The sequence below is a fragment of the Pedobacter sp. UBA5917 genome, from assembly GCF_002432345.1.
Classification (GTDB): Bacteria; Bacteroidota; Bacteroidia; order Sphingobacteriales; family Sphingobacteriaceae; genus Pedobacter.
Genome location: NZ_DJDT01000345.1, coordinates 1 through 19,742, shown reverse-complemented (window position 1 = coordinate 19,742; position 19,742 = coordinate 1). Strand labels below are relative to the sequence as shown.

21 protein-coding genes are annotated in these 19,742 nt (G+C 38.4%); 14 read left to right on the top strand and 7 right to left on the bottom strand.

Annotated elements, in window-relative coordinates; translation table 11 throughout:
- Positions 1-362: 362 nt before the first annotated feature.
- Genes B2V92_RS23855 through B2V92_RS23845 form a run of 3 tightly spaced genes read right to left on the bottom strand, consistent with a single transcriptional unit; the run spans position 363 to position 1,812 of the window.
- Positions 363-866, bottom strand: a complete 504-nt coding sequence (locus B2V92_RS23855) for a lipocalin family protein (RefSeq protein WP_293312825.1) — start codon at positions 864-866, stop codon at positions 363-365.
- A gap of 58 nt (positions 867-924) precedes the next feature.
- Positions 925-1,311, bottom strand: coding sequence for a hypothetical protein (locus B2V92_RS23850; RefSeq protein ID WP_293312824.1), 387 nt, complete (start codon positions 1,309-1,311; stop codon positions 925-927).
- Between the two features lie 21 nt (positions 1,312-1,332).
- Positions 1,333-1,812 (bottom strand): methylated-DNA--[protein]-cysteine S-methyltransferase, encoded by a 480-nt coding sequence (locus B2V92_RS23845; protein ID WP_293312823.1) that lies wholly within the window; start codon positions 1,810-1,812, stop codon positions 1,333-1,335.
- Positions 1,813-2,080: 268 nt separating this feature from the next.
- Between B2V92_RS23845 and B2V92_RS23840 the strand changes: the two genes are divergently transcribed.
- The 4 genes from B2V92_RS23840 (at position 2,081) to B2V92_RS23825 (ending at position 5,691) form a co-directional block, all read left to right on the top strand.
- Positions 2,081-2,746 carry a heme exporter protein CcmB gene (locus B2V92_RS23840; protein WP_113948397.1) on the top strand — a complete coding sequence of 222 codons (666 nt, stop codon included), beginning with the start codon at positions 2,081-2,083 and terminating at the stop codon, positions 2,744-2,746.
- A gap of 201 nt (positions 2,747-2,947) precedes the next feature.
- On the top strand, positions 2,948-3,610 hold the full coding sequence (ccsA, locus tag B2V92_RS23835; protein ID WP_293312820.1) for a cytochrome c biogenesis protein CcsA: 663 nt from the start codon (positions 2,948-2,950) through the stop codon (positions 3,608-3,610).
- A 1-nt stretch (position 3,611) separates the two neighbouring features.
- Positions 3,612-3,830: a CcmD family protein gene (locus B2V92_RS23830; protein ID WP_113948395.1), complete on the top strand. Its 219-nt coding sequence runs from the start codon at positions 3,612-3,614 to the stop codon at positions 3,828-3,830.
- Positions 3,831-4,269: 439 nt separating this feature from the next.
- Positions 4,270-5,691, top strand: a complete 1,422-nt coding sequence (locus B2V92_RS23825) for a Glu/Leu/Phe/Val family dehydrogenase (protein ID WP_113948394.1) — start codon at positions 4,270-4,272, stop codon at positions 5,689-5,691.
- 175 nt (positions 5,692-5,866) lie between these two features.
- Here the strand turns inward: B2V92_RS23825 and B2V92_RS23820 are convergent, their stop codons facing one another.
- The 3 genes from B2V92_RS23820 to B2V92_RS23810 form a co-directional block, all read right to left on the bottom strand.
- Positions 5,867-7,267: a hypothetical protein gene (locus tag B2V92_RS23820; RefSeq protein WP_293312816.1), complete on the bottom strand. Its 1,401-nt coding sequence runs from the start codon at positions 7,265-7,267 to the stop codon at positions 5,867-5,869.
- Positions 7,268-7,462: 195 nt separating this feature from the next.
- Positions 7,463-9,472 (bottom strand): hypothetical protein, encoded by a 2,010-nt coding sequence (locus B2V92_RS23815; RefSeq protein ID WP_293312814.1) that lies wholly within the window; start codon positions 9,470-9,472, stop codon positions 7,463-7,465.
- A gap of 30 nt (positions 9,473-9,502) precedes the next feature.
- Positions 9,503-10,183: a hypothetical protein gene (locus B2V92_RS23810; protein WP_293312812.1), complete on the bottom strand. Its 681-nt coding sequence runs from the start codon at positions 10,181-10,183 to the stop codon at positions 9,503-9,505.
- 255 nt (positions 10,184-10,438) lie between these two features.
- On the opposite strand from B2V92_RS23810, the gene B2V92_RS23805 reads away from it, so the two are divergent.
- The 10 genes from B2V92_RS23805 (at position 10,439) to B2V92_RS23760 (ending at position 18,497) form a co-directional block, all read left to right on the top strand.
- The gene (locus B2V92_RS23805; RefSeq protein ID WP_293312810.1) at positions 10,439-10,873 is read left to right on the top strand and encodes a cytochrome c maturation protein CcmE; all 435 of its coding nucleotides are present in this window, start codon (positions 10,439-10,441) and stop codon (positions 10,871-10,873) included.
- Between the two features lie 8 nt (positions 10,874-10,881).
- Positions 10,882-13,347 (top strand): heme lyase CcmF/NrfE family subunit, encoded by a 2,466-nt coding sequence (locus B2V92_RS23800; protein ID WP_293312809.1) that lies wholly within the window; start codon positions 10,882-10,884, stop codon positions 13,345-13,347.
- A 4-nt stretch (positions 13,348-13,351) separates the two neighbouring features.
- Positions 13,352-14,116 carry a Rossmann-like and DUF2520 domain-containing protein gene (locus B2V92_RS23795; protein WP_293312807.1) on the top strand — a complete coding sequence of 255 codons (765 nt, stop codon included), beginning with the start codon at positions 13,352-13,354 and terminating at the stop codon, positions 14,114-14,116.
- A gap of 40 nt (positions 14,117-14,156) precedes the next feature.
- A complete protein-coding gene (locus B2V92_RS23790; protein WP_025143142.1) occupies positions 14,157-14,489 on the top strand; it encodes a 2Fe-2S iron-sulfur cluster-binding protein in 333 nt (110 codons plus the stop codon).
- Positions 14,490-14,580: 91 nt separating this feature from the next.
- Positions 14,581-14,823 carry a Fe-S cluster assembly protein IscX gene (gene iscX / locus B2V92_RS23785; RefSeq protein WP_293312803.1) on the top strand — a complete coding sequence of 81 codons (243 nt, stop codon included), beginning with the start codon at positions 14,581-14,583 and terminating at the stop codon, positions 14,821-14,823.
- A gap of 75 nt (positions 14,824-14,898) precedes the next feature.
- A complete protein-coding gene (locus B2V92_RS23780; RefSeq protein WP_293312801.1) occupies positions 14,899-15,426 on the top strand; it encodes a KdsC family phosphatase in 528 nt (175 codons plus the stop codon).
- Between the two features lie 390 nt (positions 15,427-15,816).
- On the top strand, positions 15,817-16,647 hold the full coding sequence (locus B2V92_RS23775) for a universal stress protein (protein ID WP_293312799.1): 831 nt from the start codon (positions 15,817-15,819) through the stop codon (positions 16,645-16,647).
- A gap of 93 nt (positions 16,648-16,740) precedes the next feature.
- Positions 16,741-17,130, top strand: coding sequence for a Spy/CpxP family protein refolding chaperone (locus B2V92_RS23770; protein ID WP_113948385.1), 390 nt, complete (start codon positions 16,741-16,743; stop codon positions 17,128-17,130).
- 71 nt (positions 17,131-17,201) lie between these two features.
- Positions 17,202-17,768, top strand: a complete 567-nt coding sequence (locus B2V92_RS23765; protein WP_293312796.1) for a Maf family protein — start codon at positions 17,202-17,204, stop codon at positions 17,766-17,768.
- A 51-nt stretch (positions 17,769-17,819) separates the two neighbouring features.
- Complete coding sequence (locus B2V92_RS23760; RefSeq protein WP_293312794.1) at positions 17,820-18,497, top strand: carboxypeptidase-like regulatory domain-containing protein; 678 nt, start codon at positions 17,820-17,822, stop codon at positions 18,495-18,497.
- A gap of 55 nt (positions 18,498-18,552) precedes the next feature.
- Here B2V92_RS23760 and B2V92_RS23755 read toward each other — a convergent pair whose 3' ends face one another.
- Positions 18,553-19,536, bottom strand: coding sequence for an exopolyphosphatase (locus tag B2V92_RS23755; RefSeq protein WP_293312792.1), 984 nt, complete (start codon positions 19,534-19,536; stop codon positions 18,553-18,555).
- Positions 19,537-19,742 lie beyond the last annotated feature (206 nt).

Here is a 19,742-nt window from a genome sequence, read left to right as displayed (position 1 = left end):
TAGCTTTCTCCTAAAACGGTCGCAATTGATTATTGTAATTTGATCATTGGTGATTGTTTTCAATTGCCGCTAAGCGCAAAACGCCGTCCGACAAACTCCCTCGCGATTGTCATCCTGAGCGGAGTCGAAGGATCTCCATTTTACAGTGTTTTTTATCCTCTGACCATTAAGAAGTTAAGAACATTAAGGTTTTAGTACTGTTAATTAGTTAACTAAAATTGGTTCTTTCCCTCATCCATTATACATTTTCCATCTTACATTTTCCATCATCCATCTTCGTAGCTTTCTCCTAAAACGGTCGCAATTGATTATTATAATTTGATCATTCTTTTAGGTGCCAATTGAGAACTGAAAACTGCCAGCTAACTATGCTGTTGCGAAGTTAATTTCCCCACCTCGTATCCTTTTGCTTTACACCTCGCCACAATTTCATCATGGGTTTTCTTTGGCATGGTTTGACTGCGGCTCATGATAAATAAAAACTTATGGTCGGGGTGACCGACTACGACATAAGAATAATCTTCAGCCAGTTCGATAATCCAATAATCAACTTTTATCGGCCAGATAAACTGTGCCTGTAACTCGCCACTATCGCCACTTTCTGAGGGGAACATTTTCGAATTTCTCGAATAAATTTTTTCGTCACCCGGCTTTTTGTAGGTGGTAAGCACATTGTAATAACCGTCTTTGTTTAAGGTGTACTTAGTGGTTGTTTCCCTGCTGCCCTTATCAAAAATCGTGGGAATAGAATATAACGAATACCACGTTCCGGCATATTTTTTTAAATCTATTTTAGCCACAGGACTATTTTTTTCCATAGGCAGGTAGCTTAAAAGAACAAAGAGAAGGGAGCAAATCGTTTTCATAATATCACTGGTTTTTGATATTATTTACGGATTTGAACCTATTGTGGTTTTGAAAATGTTAATCTATTGTAAAATAGTCGTCTGTAGCCTCCTCCAGGGGGATATAAATTCTTTCCCATTCATTTCCATCTACAATTTCCCAGGTATGGCCTTCGCCTGCAGTATCGTTGGCTATAAGCACAATGCCCGGTTCGATAATAAAGGTGTCGCCGTTACTAACCGTAAACTTCAATTTACCCTTTAAGGTGATCACATATTGACGGCGTGGTGCAGGGTGGGGGATTTTCTCCAAAGTGGTTACATCTGTTTGTGCAAAAAAATAATTTGCATTGATATGTTGCCGGATCGGGATTCTACCTATTTCGAACGAACATTTATCTCCTTCGATATTGATTAAACGGATGGCTTTTAAATGGTTTGGTGTTTCGGCTTGAGCTGTATTCATCTGCAAAAAAAATATATGATTTTAAAATTTTAATTCTGTTTGTCCCTGGTGGGTAACTTCCCGTTCGTGCTGTAGCAGCCACTGTTTACGCCATAATCCGCCGGCATAACCTACCAGCTTGCCATTGCTGCCAATTACCCTGTGGCAGGGCACCACAATGGCGATATTATTTTTTCCATTTGCTGCGGCAATTGCACGGATGGCCAATGGTTTATGCGCCGAAAATTTGGCGTAAGAAGTGGTTTCGCCATAAGGTATTGCCAACAAATTCTGCCACACTTCCTGTTGAAAATCGGTCCCTTTCTGTTTCATCGGGAAATCGAAATCGCGGAGCGTTCCGTTAAAATAATCTTTTAGCTGTTTGGCAACGTTTATGGTGAGTTTGTTTTCTGGTAAATCTGAGGTTTCTTTTTCTTCAAAAGTTACGGCATGCACAAATTCATCATCAGCCAGGATGGTTATTTTGCCAATAGGCGTTTCTATAACTGATGCGTAATCCATATTATTATTGCTTTAACCACAGATTTACACATGTGAACACAGATTTGTTGTGCATGTTGTTTTCTCCATATTTCTGTGTCCCAGTGGCCAATTAGATTATATACCATTTATGCCACTTCCAAAAAAACATTTGTGTTTATCTTTTTTATCTGTGTTTAAGATTCTCTCTGTGTTTTCTGTGTCTCCGTGGCTGAAAACCGTAAACAAAATTACAACAATACAACAATAAAGCCATCCAACAATAAAGCAATTATTTATCTTTGCGGTTATGCAATTGGCCAAAGAGGTTAAATATTTAATTCACAAAGAAGTATTGTTAGAGTGGCGCTCCAAATATACCATTAACGGTGTGTTGCTTTATGTGGTTTCTACTATTTTTACCTGTTACCTTTCTTTTGTGAGCCTTGGCGATAAATTAACCTGGAATGCACTCTTCTGGATCATTATGCTGTTTGCCTCGATCAACGGTGTTTCTAAAAGCTTTTTGCAGGAAACCAAAGGACAACAGCTTTACAGTTACATTTTGGCAAGTCCGGCTGCGGTTTTAATTTCCAAAACAGTTTACAACACACTCCTGATGCTGGTACTTACCACCATCGCATTGGGCTTTTATACCTTGGTTTTCGATTCTTTTACGCCACCCGATATGGTACTGTATTATGTGGCCGTGGTATTGGGAAGTATGAGTTTTTCTACCGTATTTACCATGGTTTCGGCCATTGCAAGCAAAGCCGGTAACGGCGGTATGTTAATGGCGATATTAAGTTTCCCGATCATTATTCCGGTGCTGATTCTGTTGATCAAATTGGCTAAAAATGCGGTTGATGGCCTGCCCTGGGAGAATAGCTACGATGAAATAGCGATGTTGCTGGTGGTGAACGTATTGATGGTGGCAACCTCTTTATTGTTATTTCCTTACCTTTGGAGGGACTAAATTGAATTAGAGAAGGATTGAATGATCGAATGATCGAATGGGAGAAGGATTGAATTAGAGAAGGATTGAATGATCGAATGGGAGAAGGATCGAATGGGAGAAGGATTGAATTAGAGAAGGATTGAATGATTGAATAAGAAAATGATGATATGAAAATCACATTCTCTCATTCAAAATTCACTCATTTAAAATTAAATATATATGCATAAAACCTGGTGGAAAATTTTAGGTTCAGGTCTGGTGATTTATACTGCGGTAGCAGGTTTGTTGCTGGGCGTGCCTCATTTACCTATTTTAAACGAAACAATCCGCAACCTGTATTTCCATGTTCCGATGTGGTTTGCCATGATCGTACTTTTTTCAATCTCTGTTTTTTACAGTGTTAAATCGTTGAGCAGTAAAAGCGAAATAGATGATATTAAAGCGGTAGAAAGTGTAAATGCAGGTATTATTTTTGGTGTTTTGGGTTTAATAACCGGCGCTATCTGGGCTAAATACACCTGGGGACAGTTTTGGAGCTTCGATCCCAAGCAAAATTTTGCAGCCATTTCCATTTTATTGTACTTTGCTTACCTTATTCTCCGTAATGCGATAGATGAGGAACAAAAAAGAGCAAAAATTTCGGCCATTTACAATATTTTTGCCTTTCCGATGATGGTGGTGCTGCTTTTTGTGCTGCCGCGTTTAAAAGATTCGCTGCATCCGGGCAATGGTGGTAACCCTGGTTTTAACAGTTACGATTTAGATAGCCGCATGCGTATGGTGTTTTACCCGGCATGTTTAGGCTGGATATTAATCGGCTATTGGGTGTATACCATCCGTTTCAGAATCCGTTCAATAGAAAACAAACAACAACATAACTAACATGAAGAAGATATTTTTCTCCCTAATATTATTGATGGCCACCATGCAGTTATTTGCACAGGATAATGGCGTAGAAATGGCTGATAGCCTTCGCAGCAGCGGAAAAATTTACGTTGTTGTAATCTGTATCGTAATTATACTTATTGGGCTACTTGCCTATCTTTTCTCGATCGATAAAAGATTGAAGAAAATCGAAAAGGAAAACCATATCGAAAAATAGTATCAAACGGACCGTTCACATCGCGATCCGGATTTAATTTTTAGAAAGTGATCAAATATTTTTTGATCACTTTTTTTATGCCATATTTTTTGGTTGAAATTTACAATATTCATAATTTTTATGCTGTTTTTGCTTTCTGTTTAATGAGTGTTGTAATAAAATGCCTTTGTGGATATTTTTTTTATAATTTTTTTCAGGTCTAAAAAGTCGAAATAAAACCTATAAAAATGGTCGTTTAAGCTAGTCGTTTAACTGGTATATCTATCTTTAAACACGTTTAAATATTGTTTTTGAACAGTTTACCCTAATCGGTACAAAAGCTGCCCCAGCTTTCAGATAGGGTGGTGTTAGCTGTACACTAAGTCTTTTTGTATTTGGATATGTGCGGTTTTTTTAGGCAATTTTGTACCGAAAACTTATTCAATATAAAAAATAAATAATGGCTAATCTAGCAGACGAGAACAAGTTCTTTGCAGATGTTTGTAAGAACTTTGACAGTGCGGCTCAATTCACCAATCATCCCGAAGGTTTATTGAACCAGATTAAAACATGTAATAGTGTATATCGTTTCCAGTTCCCAATACGCCGCGGAAACGGTTTTGAAGTAATCGACGCCTGGCGTGTTGAGCACTCTCACCACATGAGCCCTACAAAGGGCGGTATCCGTTACAGCGAAATGGTTAACGAAGATGAGGTAATGGCACTTGCGGCCCTAATGACCTACAAATGTGCTATCGTTAACGTTCCGTTTGGTGGTGCAAAAGGTGGTATCAAAATCAACACCAAACAATATAGTGTTGCTGAGCTTGAAACCATTACCCGTCGTTATACAACAGAATTAATTAAGAAAAACTTTATCGGTCCCGGCATTGATGTTCCTGCTCCTGATTATGGATCGGGCGAACGCGAAATGAGCTGGATTGCCGATACTTATATGACCATGAACCCGGGTCAGCTTGATGCTTTGGGTTGCGTTACCGGTAAACCGATTGCTTTGCATGGTATCCGTGGCCGTAAAGAGGCTACAGGCCGTGGTGTTGCTTACGCCGTACGCGAATGTGTAGAAGTTGCAGAAGATATGGCTAAAATCGGTTTTAAAGCCGGTTTAGGCGATAAAAGGGTAATTGTACAGGGATTGGGTAATGTAGGTTACCACTCTGCTAAATTCCTTGCGGAGTTTGGTGCTACCATTGTTGGTTTATGCGAATTTGAAGGAGCCATTTACAATGCCAATGGATTAAATGTGGATGAGGTTTTTGCACACCGTAAAAACACGGGTTCAATTTTAGATTTCCCAGGTGCTACAAGCTTCAAAAACTCTATGGAAGGTTTAGAGCAGGATTGCGATATCATCGTGCCGGCTGCTTTGGAAAACCAGTTTACCGAAGAGAATATCCGTAACATTAAAGCAAAAATTATTGCTGAAGGTGCAAACGGACCAACTACGCCAGAGGCTGAAGCTATTTTTACCGAAATGGGCGGTATCATTATCCCTGATATGTACTGTAATGCCGGTGGTGTAACCGTTTCTTATTTCGAGTGGTTGAAAAACCTTTCGCACGTAGCTTTCGGACGTATGGAAAACCGTTATGCGGCCAACTCAAACGCCAACTTAATTGCTACTTTAGAAAACCTTACCGGAAAAACCATCTTGCCTGAACACCGTTTAATGATTGTTAAAGGTGCATCGGAAATGGAATTGGTAAACTCTGGTTTGGAAGATACCATGATCCATTCTTATCACGAAATCCGCGAAACATTGATGACCAAACCGGGCACGCAGACTTTAAGAACTGCTGCTTTCGTAAACTCTATCGATAAAATTGCGGTTTCTTATATGAACCTGGGCGTTTGGCCATAAGCTTTTAATTTATCGTCCTGATCAAAAACTCCATGTTTGGTGGCTCACCAAACAAAAGGAGAAAAGAAAAAGGTAAACTAATAAAGCCCTGCAGAATTTAAAACTGCAGGGCTTTTTTATGCTTTCTCCCGCAGATTTCGGAGATCAGCGCATAGTTTTAAATCTCCGGTATTTACTACCTTTTTATTGAAATATCCAATGATGAACTCAGATTTAACGAACCATTTAACCCACCTCTTGATATTTTTACTAGCTCAATGAGGGAATTGATCTCTTTATTTGAAAATAATAATTCAGATTCAAGTTTGATTTGATCCTTACCTATACTTTTTGCCCTAACTTCAAGTTTGCTAAATGCTTTAAGGTTATTTGCAATTATTGGCATCGGAACTTGTTGGGTGAGTTTGTTAAAATCTACTTTAAGGTAGAAGAAATCATCTGAAGACTCTCTTTTAAGGTCGAACTTTGCATTTTGCAAAGTGCTGAACTGGATATTGCCATCATTGCTCTTGAAATGTAGTTGGTACAATGGAAAGATGGTTCTGCTGATTTTACCTGTAGATTGATCCAACGCGTTTGATGATTTAAGGTAATTGCTAAGCTCCCGGTTATTGGCACTCATATTAATTGAAATGGAAGGAATCTTCTTTTCCTGTATTATTTTTTTCTCAACCCGTTCAAAATCTTCATTGTATTCGTAACCTATAACAGTATCGGCCTGTTTTATAGTGTTTGCCCATTCAAAATCCACGTAATCCTTATAAAATCTTAGAAAGTTATATTTTGAAAGAAACGAAGGATTTGCAGTTTGATTTTTTTTGGTTAAATCTGTCTTAAATTTTCCGTTCAGCCACATGCATATGGTACTTTCCGTATTTAAAACACGGTGTTGTGGTTGAGGCGCCGGATCTATCAACTTATTTATAAACTCATTGCTGAAATTAATTTTCCCATCTGTAAAATTAATCTTGCTTAAATTTTCAGCATTTTGAAAAGATACGTGATCTGAAAGCCCCACCAGATCATTAAACTTACTGTCGCCAATTTTAACGGTGTTTTTCTGGTTCAGTATTTCTTTCAGAGCGGATTTTACCTTTTCTTTTCCGGGAGAAAAAGCTAAAGCAACAGTTGTTTTATTAAATAAGATGCAGAGCGTTGAATCTTTAGACTCAAAAAAACCAGCATCTATTTTAGTTAACTTCAAAAAATCATTTTTTGATATAAATTGGTTAAACGCTGAAGTGTCTGCTATTTCAAAACTCGAAAACAGGGTAGTTTTAGCCTTACCTTTTAAAGTGTAGATGTAAATATTTGCTGGAATTTTCAATCCCGTATTTAAACCATCTATCTTTTCCTTAATCCCTTTTTTGTCGAGTCCTGAATATTGATCTGGATGTTTTACATAACTTAACGCAAGTGTTTTATATAGTCCGTCAACATTTATTTTTAATACGGCATTGGCAGAAGCGGGGATTGAGATATTGCTTGCGCGGATTTGTCTTAATTTAAAAAAGCCGAAATAGCAAATAAGCAGCAATATTACTATCGCTGCCGTTATTTTTAAGAATTTTTTCATTTTGATTGGTTCATTCGTTCATTGGTCATTTGTTCATTGGTTTGCAAACTGCCAACTGAAAACTGCCAACTGGCTCACTGGTTATTCGTTATTGGTCATTGAAAATTGATTTTTGGTCATTGCAACATTCCAACCTTTAAACTTTACAACATTTAATTGGTTAGGTTCTCCAAACTAAAAACTCCCAACTCCGAACTATTTCGCTGCATTCTCAATTAACGAAAACAGGTATTTCAGTGCATTTTCATGTCCGTTAGGAATTTCTGCACTAATGTCAGCTGAAACCAATCTGCCTTTTATCGGGTTCGATTTCATGTACACATTGCCCATTTTTTCTAAGGTGCTGTTAAACTTTTTGGCTGTTTCTACACCACCGATTTCCGAATCCGGAACTTTGCCCACAAGGTTTTTGGCATTGAATAAAAAGCTGAAGTTGTTTTTGCTCAACAGGTCTTTATGTAATTTGCTGATTTTGTTATTTTGCTGATTGCTGTTAATGCTTTGCATTTCACTGAGCGAATTTCCAAAAAATACAATTCCATCTTTGATCATGAAATAAATATCGATCGGACTTTTCTTCTCCTGTATTTTATAAATGTTATTCTCAACCGTTACCATGTTTTTATGGATACCGTATTTAATCAGTTTGTTGATCAAGCGGTGATCATCAGAAGAAAACATTAAAAGGAAATCGGGCAGGGTTTCATTTTTGGTTTTTGTTACCTCCTTCTGCTTGTAATCGTCGTCGTATTCGTAAGTTGTGTAGGTAACTTCCTTGCTTTTTAATCCATTAATTACGAATAAGGCATCACCTTTAATTACCTTGCTCACTGCTTCCTCATCCAATAAAAGTGAAAACAGATCAGAACCAAGTTCAATTTCCTCGTCCATTCTGGCGCCCATAAAAGATCCGTAGGTTTGTTTTAAAAACTTAGGGAATTCTTCCAGATAAGCTTTGGTATCTATCGAATAACTCATAAAACCAAGTGCTTTCTCGCTGTTAACATATTTCAGGAAGTTTTTATTCAACTTTCTGTTCATGATTTTTTTATAAGAATCGGCCTGATCCTGGGCCAGTTCCAAACCAGTAGAAATACGGAAACTTTTGTTATCCATAAAAAGTTTGGCATTTAAGCTTCCATAACCTTTCATAAGTCCTGCTTTGCCATAAGTGCCAAATTCGGGTGCAACGGAGTTGTAAACATCTTGTAAGCTCGAAACCCAAAGCTCGGCAATGGCTTTGTTATCCAAACTTGCCGTGTAAGATTTATTGTTCTCTATTGATTCGTAGGTACCGTTGAAAATCTGATCCGCCTGTGCTTTCATCCAGGTAAAAGCCAGTCTTTTTTTCTTTAAATCCTGCTCTGCCCGTTCCTGTTGATACGCATCGTATTGTTCATCAACAAGACCACGAACAGGTGTCATTCCGGTACTATCGCTTGCAGCTTCGGGGTAAATAATCTCATACTCCTGATTTTTTGCTTTTTTAGCTGTTTTCTTTTTACGGCTTTTTTTCGTTGCAACCGCTTTTTTGGTATTCTTTTTTACTGTCGGTTTTTTCTGGACTTTCGCTTTTGCAATAGCCGGGGCAGCAGCTTCCTCAACCATAGGCTCAGCTGTAACCGCAACTGTAGAATCTGCTAATAATGTAACGCCATCTGCTGCCAGTGCATCTTCACTTTGGAATCTGATATCTTTTATGCCATAACGGGCTGATTTTGCCGAATCGGCAAAAAATGATCCTCTGATGCTTCCTGTTACAAAATAGAGCATATTGTTGTTCCATTTGATAATGCTGGTACTATCAGGCAGCACCATGGTACGCGTATCGCCCTGTTGGGTAAACTTTTTCTCTTTGTTTTCAATCAGGCTTTCGAATTTTTTCGCATCCTTAATCGGGATCAAAAAGCAGTTGTAGGTAATACTGTCGCTTAGCTGGTTGAAATAATACATATTTTTCTCCAGGTTGATGCCAAAATCTTCGATACTGGTGAAGTTCTTATCTAATGATTTGGAGGTTTCTGTTAATAGTTTCTTCCCAACAAAAGATTCATTAAAATCTTTAACGAACATGAGCTTAAAAACATTGTCGCCTTTGATGGTAGCCACCGTGAAGGCATTTGAAGGAATCTTTTTAACTAAATCCTGTGCCTGCGCCAGGTTAAACGATAAAAAAAGAGAGATGGCAATTAGAATTTTTTTCATTGAGGGAGATTTTTTCTGGTAGTGATGATCTTATTTAGATAGTTGTATAGTATTCGATACGTTAATTTTTCCATTGATCAAATCAATGATGCTACTTTTTAACATCACAGCTTTTTTGGATTTTGACACATTTGATGCCGGATTGGTGCTACTTGTTACAAGGGATTCGAAACGGTAAATGCTGGTGTAGGTTGCACCGTTAAAAACAGCTTTATCTTTTGCCTTTAATTTATTGAATTCGGTTTTTGCGGTTCCAATGGCCTGATATTTCCGGTTAAAAGTTTTGGTAGCCCTGTTATATATATAGGAAGAGGTATTTGTTGCCTTAATTTTATGTTGGGCAAGAATGTTTTTGGTGATGTTATTGATATTCGAAACATCTTTAAACGAAAAGCTGATGGTAGCGATGTAATTGTTAAAATCGCTGCTGCTTTTTACGTTCGATATGCCTTCTGATTTTTTAAGATAGGCTACCGCTTCGTTCAGTTCCTCCTGTATTTTCTGTTTACTGGGTACTTTATATCCTTGTACACTATCCAATAGCATTACCGATGCCACCTTGGTTTTACTCTGGCTGAGGTTAATGGTTAATACCACATCGCCGGTTCCATCGTTTTTCATCGAAATTTCTTCAACTACTTCAAAACAGGAGCTTAAAATGGGGATCAGTACAATAAATAATAGCAGTTTATAAAGTTGTTTCAGGTTCATGTTGATAAGGTTAATCGTTTTACAAAAATGTAAAAAATGGAATGGAGATCTGATCGGCCAAACTTAATAATTTCAGCCCGGAATTTTGAGCCATTTAAGATATTCATAATAATGCTTGGTAAATTTTGTCATTCTTCCAAATACTGTGCCCCAAAAATCAGGTAATTGTCAATATAAAGACAAGAAAAATGTAAAAGAATGCTTGCTAAGCCTATTTTTCTATCTTTGTTGCCGGCTTTTACAATATACACAAACATGAAAAAAAGTGCAATCATTGGACTAATTACCATTGCTATTTCCGTAGGGATTTTATTTAGCTTAAATGCAAATACCGACACCTATTCTAATTTCAAACAGGCTACGCTTTCGGGGAAAGAAGAGCATGTAATGGGGTATTGGGTAAAATCAATGGGTACTTATTATGATGCTGTAAAAGATGCCAACCATTTTTCGTTCCACATGAAGGATGAAAAAGGTGAAGTGCGGGAAGTAATTTACGCAGGTACAAAGCCACAGGATTTTGAAAAATCAGAAAAACTGGTGCTTATCGGTAAGATGGACCAGGATAAATTCTACGCATCTAAGATTTTAATGAAATGCCCTTCTAAATATAACGATAACCTGGTAGAGGTTAACAAGGATGGCAAAGTAGAAGAAGTAAGTAAGGACGGCGGGAAAAAATATAACTAATTTATTTAATGGATATTCAATTTGTAGGCGAAACCCTGTTGCCAGGTAAAATCGGACAGTTTTTTATTGTTCTGGCATTTAGTGCATCATTACTATCAACCATATCGTATTTTTTTGCCAGTCGCGATAAAAATTTAGAAGAAAAATCCTGGAGAAACCTGGGGCGGATTGGATTCCTTGTCAACTTTGCCAGCATTATCGGCATCGGATCAATTTTATTCTACCTCGTTTTAAATCACTATAACGAATACAGTTACGTTTATTTCCACTCTTCAAAGTCATTACCTGTTTATTATATCATTTCGGCTTTTTGGGAAGGTCAGGAAGGTAGTTTTTGGTTATGGGCTTTTTGGCAGTCGTTTTTGGGCGCTTTACTGATCTGGAAAGCCAGAACATGGGAAAGTCCCGTAATGACGGTTGTAGCCTTTTCGCAGGTTTTTTTAACTTCCATGTTATTGGGGATTTCAATTTTCGGCGAACGTATCGGAAGTTCTCCGTTTATTCTGTTAAGAGATGCTGTTGATTTAAAAGCAATGGCTCCGGTGGTTTTTGCAAATCCGGAGAATTTTAAAGATTACCTCAAATTTATAACCGATGGTAGGGGATTAAATCCATTATTACAGAACTATTGGATGGTAATACACCCGCCAACGCTATTTTTGGGCTTTGCGAGTATGGTGGTGCCTTTTGCTTATGGAATTGCTGCCTTGTGGCAAAAAAGATATAAAGAATGGATTAAACCTGCTATGCCATGGACGCTTTTTGCGGTAATGGTTTTAGGAACAGGTATTATCATGGGTTCGTTCTGGGCATATGAAGCGCTAAACTTTGGCGGTTTCTGGGCATGGGATCCGGTTGAAAATGCATCATTAATTCCGTGGTTAACCTTAATCGGTGCCGTACACGTAATGATTGCTTATAAAAATACCGGTCATGCTTATTTTACCGCAATTGCCCTGGTGTTTTTAAGTTTCTTATTGGTGCTTTATGCATCTTTCTTAACCCGGAGCGGTATTTTGGGCGATACTTCGGTACACTCGTTCACTGATATGGGTATGTTCGGGCATTTGGTTTTGTATAATGTGGTATTTGCGGTTTTGGCTGTTGCCCTTATTGTGGTAAGATGGAAAGAACTGCCGATTACGACCAAGGATGAAGAAACCTACTCGCGCGAATTCTGGATGTTTATTGGTGCTTTGGTGGTAACCATTGCCTGTATCCAGGTAATTTTCTCTACTTCGGTACCGGTATTTAATAAAGCTTTCGGAACCAAATTTACCCCGCCGATTGATGCCGTTAAATATTACAACCAATGGCAGGCCCCGTTTGCTGTGTTAATTACCCTGATTTCAGGATTCTCACAATATTTAAAATATAAAAGAACAGATCCGCGGAAATTTTATAGCAGTTTGGTTTCAGCAATCATTTTTTCAGCGGTGTTAACAGCTGCGTTGGTATATGTAGCCGATATTTATACCAATACCATGTACATCCTGATTACTTTTAGTTGTTTATTTGCAGTACTTTCCAATGCAGCCATATTATATCAGGCTTTTGGTGGAAAAGCCAAACTGGCCGGATCAGCTATTGCGCATATCGGTTTTGCCTTTTTAATTTTAGGCGCTTTAATTTCTGCAGCTACCAACAAACCTTTATCCATTAATGCGAATAATTTTATTCCGGTAAAGGATTTTGAAAAAACGGAGAAACCGGGCGAAAACATCATGTTATACAAAAACGAGCCTAAAAAAATGGGCAAGTATACGGTAACTTATGTTAGCGATACCACAAAAGCGCCTAATACCATTTATACCCTTAACTTTAAAGTTTTGGATGAAGAAGGTAAGGTGAAGGAAGATTTCAACTTGCATCCGCACGTACAGGACAACGAGAAAATGGGACTTATTGCCTCTCCTGATACCAAGCACTACTTAACTTACGATGTGTACACCCACATTACCAGTGCGGCCATTAAAAAAGAATCTCATGATGACCACGATGGCCATTCGGATGATGAAAACTATAAAGCACCACGCATTGTAAAAGTTTCGGTAGGAGATACCATCCATACCACCAGTGGTATTATAACGGTTAAAGATCTGGACAGAAAACCTGTTGCTAAAGATTTAGCGCTTGCACAGGGCGATTATGCTGTGGGTTTACCTTTGGAAATTAATGCTGCAGGCAAAATTTACAATACTGAACCTATTTTCCTGATAAAAGGTAATAATACTTTCGATTTTGCACGTAAAGTAGACGAATTGGATCTTAAATTCCGTTTCTCTAGGGTTTTACCTGATGAGAAAAAAGTAGAACTCCAGATTTTTGAGAAACCTCAGCAGGCTAAAGATTGGGTAGTTTTCAAAGCGATTGAATTTCCTTTCATCAATTTATACTGGGCTGGTACGATTGTAATGGTTGTGGGTTTCTTGCTTTCAATTTTTAGAAGAAGAAAAGAGGCCAAAGTCGCATAAAATCATGAAAATCGTTTTATTAGGTTCTGGAAATGTTGCCACACACTTAGCCAAAGCTTTAAAAAGTAAAGGTAACGAAGTGGTGCAGGTATACAGCCCGAACCTGGTTAATGCAGATACATTGGCCCAATTGGTTGGGGCCCGTGCCATAAACGATTTAAAAGACGTAGAACTGCACGCTGATTTGTATATTATTTCTGTAAAAGACGATGCCATTGGAACAGTTGCAGCATCATTAAAAAATGTAAGCGGATTGGTGGTTCACACCTCTGGTACAACAGATATCAATGTAGTCGGCTCACAGGTAAAAAAAGCCGGTGTTTTTTATCCTTTGCAAACCTTTTCGAAAAGCAAGGATGTTTCATTCGATAATATTCCGCTTTGTATCGAAGCAAATGATAGCGATCAGTTGGCTGTTTTAAACGTTTTAGCTGCAAAAATGAGTAACCAGGTTTATGAACTGGATGGAGAGAAAAGAAAAGTATTGCACCTTGCTGCAGTATTTGCCTGTAATTTCCCCAACCACCTGTATGCTTTGGCCAATAAAATTTTGAATCAGAACGGTTTGGATTTCGGGATCATCAGGCCATTGATAGCCGAAACAGGCGATAAGGTAATGGGTAATTTGCCCGAAAACGTGCAGACAGGGCCAGCGGTGCGGGACGATGAAAGCACATTAAATAAGCATTTGAGCATGTTAAAAGATATGCCCGAACTGCATAACATTTATCAAATATTAAGCAATAGCATAAAATTAATGCAGAAATAGCATAATTACGGCTTTTGCTTGTTACTTTTGCAAAATAATTATGAGCATTTTTAAACTAAAAATAAATTTTGAAGAAGCAGATCACGAATCTATTGAATTACCAATAGCAGCTGGCGAATCTGTTTTAGATGTTTGTCTGGATAACGGAATCGAATTACAGCATAACTGTGGTGGCGTTTGCGGTTGCAGTACCTGCCATGTGTATGTAACTAAGGGCATGGATAATATCGAAGAGATTTCTGATAAGGAAGAAGATTTTATCGATCGTGCCGTTCGTCCGAAAATTACTTCCCGTTTAGGCTGCCAGTGTGTAGTAATTAATGGCGATATCGAAGTAACCATTCCGGATCAGTCTGGCTTTATGGGGCACTAATTAGTCGGGAGCCTAGAGTCTTTAGTCCTGAGTCGTGTGATCTTTGCAATTAACCGATTAACCAATTCAAACAATTAACCGATAACAAAACATGAACAACGATAAATTTGCCTTACCATTTTACTGGAACGATCATGAAGATATTGCAATGTCTTTATATGAGAAATTTGGCGATGACTTTACTGAAGCCAAAATATACCGTATCCGCTTTACCGAGCTTTTAGAGTGGGTATTATCTTTACCAAACTTTAAAGGTACACGCGAAGAAAGCAGTGAAGGCCATTTAGAGCAAATTCAATCTGCCTGGGTATACGAGTGGAGAGATAATCAGTAATTAGTTTTGAGTTGGGAGTGCTCAGTTTTGAGTCAACTCCAAACGCTCATCGCCAAAGCCTAAGCGCCAAACGAAATGTTCTTACAGAAGTTAAAAGAAATCACCACGTTCATTTTTGATGTAGATGGTGTACTTACCGATGGATCTGTTCAGGTTACTGATAACGGTCAATCGTTGCGCACTTTTAACATTAAAGATGGCTATGCCATGCAATTGGCGGTTAAAAGGGGATATAATATCTGTATCATATCAGGTGGCGATGGCATTGCCATGGGAAAACGTTTTTTTAACCTTGGTGTAACCGATGTCTTTTTGGGAACAGGCGATAAAGTAGCCATCTTTAACCAATATCTTCAGGATAAAAACATTACAGCAGGAGAAGTCCTTTACATGGGCGATGATATTCCTGACCTTAAAGTAATGAAATTGGTTGGCCTTCCAACCTGTCCGGCCGATGCCGTAGAAGAAATAAAGGCCATTTCTACCTTTATATCTCCTTACAACGGAGGAAAAACGGCGGTGCGCGATATTATCGAAAAGGTGATGAAAGTGCAGGGGAGATGGCATGATGAAAATCCGAACGCCGCTGATTCAGGGAAATAGACTTTTGGTTTACTGGTTCATTTGTCATTGGTTTACTGGAGAGGGTTAATCGGTTAACTGTTTAAATTGGTTAACTGTGGCGAAGCGCTGATTTCACATTCGTTCATTAGTAAAATTACTATTTCCTCGCGATTGTCATCCTGAGCGGAGTCGAAGGATCTACAACACTCATTTATTCTTCTATCTTCTTACTATTACTCTGTCTCGAGATAGATCTCTCCACTGCACTGCGTTTCGGTCGAGATAACGGAAGCCATCAGAATGACGCTCCCGTTATAAATATCCTTTTCCAAAATTTGCAATAAACCGGATTATATGCGAAATTTACATTGATAAATTAATCAATCGATTGATTAATTTATCAATGTAAAAAATATTAATTTCAATAATATGAGCACATACCTTGTACCCGTTGATTTTTCCAAAACAGCAGATCATGCTGCCAAATATGCCGCCAGGTTGAGTTTCGCGATGGAAAATGCAAAAATTATCCTGCTTAATGCTTACTACGTTTCCGAATACGAGAGTATTCTCCCAACGCCTGATATGGTGATCACAACCGACTCGCACATCGCCGACGAAATTACCAGAAGATTGGAAGCGCTGGAGAAACTAAAAACAAAAATGCTGGAGATCAACCCTCAGGCTGAAATAGAAGTTTATTTAACACGCGAAACTTTATTGAGGTCTATCATTGATAGGATAAACAGGGAGGAAATCGAATTGATTATTATCGGTAGCAACGGTAAAAAAGCCAGAGATGAAAGCGATATAGGTTCAAATGCCATTAAAATTTCCAAATCCAGTCCTGTGCCGGTTTTGGTTGTTCCGCCTAAAGCTGATTATCAATCGATCAGGAAAGCGATTCTAGCCTGCGATTTTAAAAAGGTTAGAGAAGTAATTCCGATGCATGCCTTAAAAAATATCCTGAGCAAACATGCGCTCGAACTTTTGGTGCTCAATATCAATTCCGGTCATACCATCGATTCGGAAGAGGAGCATTTTCTGCACGAAATGCTTAAAGATTTTTCTCCGGCCTACCATTACTCCGATCACCCGGATACGATAAAAGGCATTGTAAAATTTGCGAAAAGTGAAGAAGCACAACTGATTATCGCATTGCCGAAAAAATACAGCTTTTTCGAAAGTTTACTGCACGAAAGTGTATCGCAGAAATTAACCATTAAATCGCATGTGCCCGTACTGCTGCTGAAAGATTAACTGCAACAGGTAAGTTACATATCGGGATTAAACTTTACGTGCTTTCCGCGATCAAACCATTTCAATTTTCAACCAAAAAACAACAAGAACAACATGAAAAAATTAATGATGATCTGCGGATTAATGCTAGGAATAGCTGGTTTCGCTAACGCGCAACAAGGTGGTGGACAAGGTAGAATGATGATGAAACCTGAAGAAAGGGTAAAACAGTTAGACGAAAAATTAAAGCTTTCTGATGATCAAAAAACAAAGTTGACCGCTGTTTTTACCGAGCAGGCAGAAACCATGAAAAAAATGCGTGAAGAAATGCAGGGTGGTGGCGATAGAGATGCAATGAGAGAGAAAATGCAAAAAATGCGTGCTGATAATGATGCAAAAGTTACTGCAGTATTAACAGATGATCAGAAAAAAACTTACGAAACCTGGCAAAAAGAACAACGTGCCGAAATGGAAAAACGCAGACAAGGTGGTGGAAACAATTAATCTTGGTAAAATATCAAAATAAGAAAAGCGGCTTTATGCCGCTTTTCTTATTTTAGCAAAAAAAATAAAATATGCCTGTAAATTTCCCGCCCATCATTTTAGCATCTAAATCGCCGCGCAGGCAGGAACTTTTAACCCTTATGGGTCTAAATTTTAAAGTTGAATTAAAAGATGTGGATGAAAGTTATCCCGATGGCTTAAGTCCGGCCGAAATTGCAGTTTATATTTCGGAGCAGAAAGCCAAAGCTTTTACCGGTGATGGCGAAATTGTAATTACCGCGGATACCATTGTAGCTTTAAATGGAGAAATTTTGGGTAAACCGACCGATCGTGCACACGCACAGGAAATGTTGAAGAAGCTATCAGGTAGCAGGCATGAGGTTTTTACAGGTGTAACCATCGTTAAAGGAGATAAAAGCCATTCTTTTTACGATAGGACCGAAGTATACTGTAAAGCGGTTACAGGTGATGAAATTGATTTCTACATCGATAACTACAAACCTTTTGATAAGGCCGGCAGTTATGGCGTACAGGATTGGTGGGGAATTGTTGCGGTAGAACGCATAGAAGGTTCATACACCAATGTAATGGGGTTACCAACCGAGAAGCTTTATAACGAACTCTTAAAATTTATTTAAATCTCTTTGTGGAATTTTCTTAAGATTATCATCATCTAAGAAAACACACAAATGAAAACTAGAATTAACGAAGTTACTATAGCCGAACCCTGCACGCAAAACTGGGATGAAATGGAAAAAGGAGCAGGCTTTAATTTCTGTAAAGCCTGTAGTAAAAATGTAATTGACTTTTCGGGTTATACCAATGCCGAAATCATCCAGATACTGGCCAATTCGGGTTCTTCAGTATGTGGCCGTTTAAGCCAGAATCAATTAAATCAGCTTAATTATCATTTATCTGTTGTACCCACTACTAACAGAAACTGGATGAAATACCTTGGTGTGCTGGCCATCGGGATGAGCGTTTTTGTGATGGATGCAAAGGCCGAAAAGCTTAAAACACCTACCGAAATTACCAAAACTATCCACAGTAAAACCGACGATAAAAAACCGGTTGTACCAAAAAAAATATACGGTTATGTTATTGGGGCCGATAACAAAGCAGTTGCAGGCATAAGGTTAACCATCTTAGATACCAAATATGCTACCCTGACTGATAAAAACGGCCGCTACGAAATTGTTTTAGATGATAAGTTTGATGCCAGTAAGAATCAATTGGTAGTGGAGAGCATGCGTTATTCAGCATTTTTAACACTCGATTTTTCTAAAGAAAAACAAAACAATCTTCAGCTTAAAAAGGCCGAACCGATGATTATGGGTAAAATTGCGATTGCGCCAAAAAAGAAATAATCCTAAATTAATATACGCTAAACTCTCGATGATCCATCTGTTGATGGATCATTTTTTATATCAGGCTGGCCAGAACGCCCATTTTTAAATCGTAAGTAGAAAGTGTAAGCTGGTTTATTTTAGCCCTGCCCAAAACATAATTTGTAATTAGGGCTGCTATTACGATCATATCAACCCTTAATGGGATAATGCCCGGCATTTCCGACCTTTCTTTGTGTGTAGAATTCAATAATTTGCCTGCTATTTCTACATAATCATCAAAATTAAACTCGAAGATTTTAGTATTATTGATATCTGTTTTGAGGTTGTTTTTTCTGATGACTAGTTCGGCATAAGTTTCGAACGCCCCGGCCGAGCCGATCAGAACTTTAGGTTGGTGCTTTTCGCATATTTCGAAAAGATCGGTCAGTTGGTTTTGGATATGGAATAAAATGGCATTCTTATCGCCGTCATTTATGGGGTCTGATTTAAAGAACTGTTGCATCAAACGTGCTGCACCAATGTTATAACTTTTTTTCCAGATTAGTTTTTCCGCATCGCAGAGTATAAATTCGACACTTCCGCCACCGATATCCATAATCAGCGAAAGATCTGTAATCGCACCACTCAGTTTAACACCCTCATAAATTAATGCCGCTTCTGCATCCCCACTAATCGTTTCAATCGTTATTCCGGTCTGTTCTTTTACCGCGTCAACAAAATCATTCCCGTTTTCGGCACTGCGCACTGCTGATGTTGCGGTAGCCCTTATTTTATGGCCCTGGTATTTGGCAATGGTATTACTAAAATCTCTAAGGCAATTAATGCCCCTTTCAAACGCTGTAGCAATGATAATGTTATCGTTAATCCTTCCTTCCCCCAGCTTTACCGGAACATTGGTTTTATATAAAATTTTCAGCTCTTTTTCTGCCGTTTCGGCAATAAGCAGGTGGAAAGTATTGGTTCCAAGATCGATAACGGCAACGCGCATATTTTTTATTTTATTTTTTTTGGAAAGCGAGGCTTGTGGTCCTTCGTGTGCTGTTGTCCTGCTATCCATTAAATTTCGTTAATGTTCCTGCTAAATTAAGGTATGCCGACCGAAATATCATTCCTATCAGGTTTATTTTATCTGGGCCTGTGGTTTTTGGCAGGATAGCGAGTAGCTTAAAAGATTTGGCTATCGCCAGGTTTCCATAAATAGTAGCACAAACCCGAGTTAATAAACGGGATAGTAGCGGCAGCCTCCGATTTTTTCTATCGGAG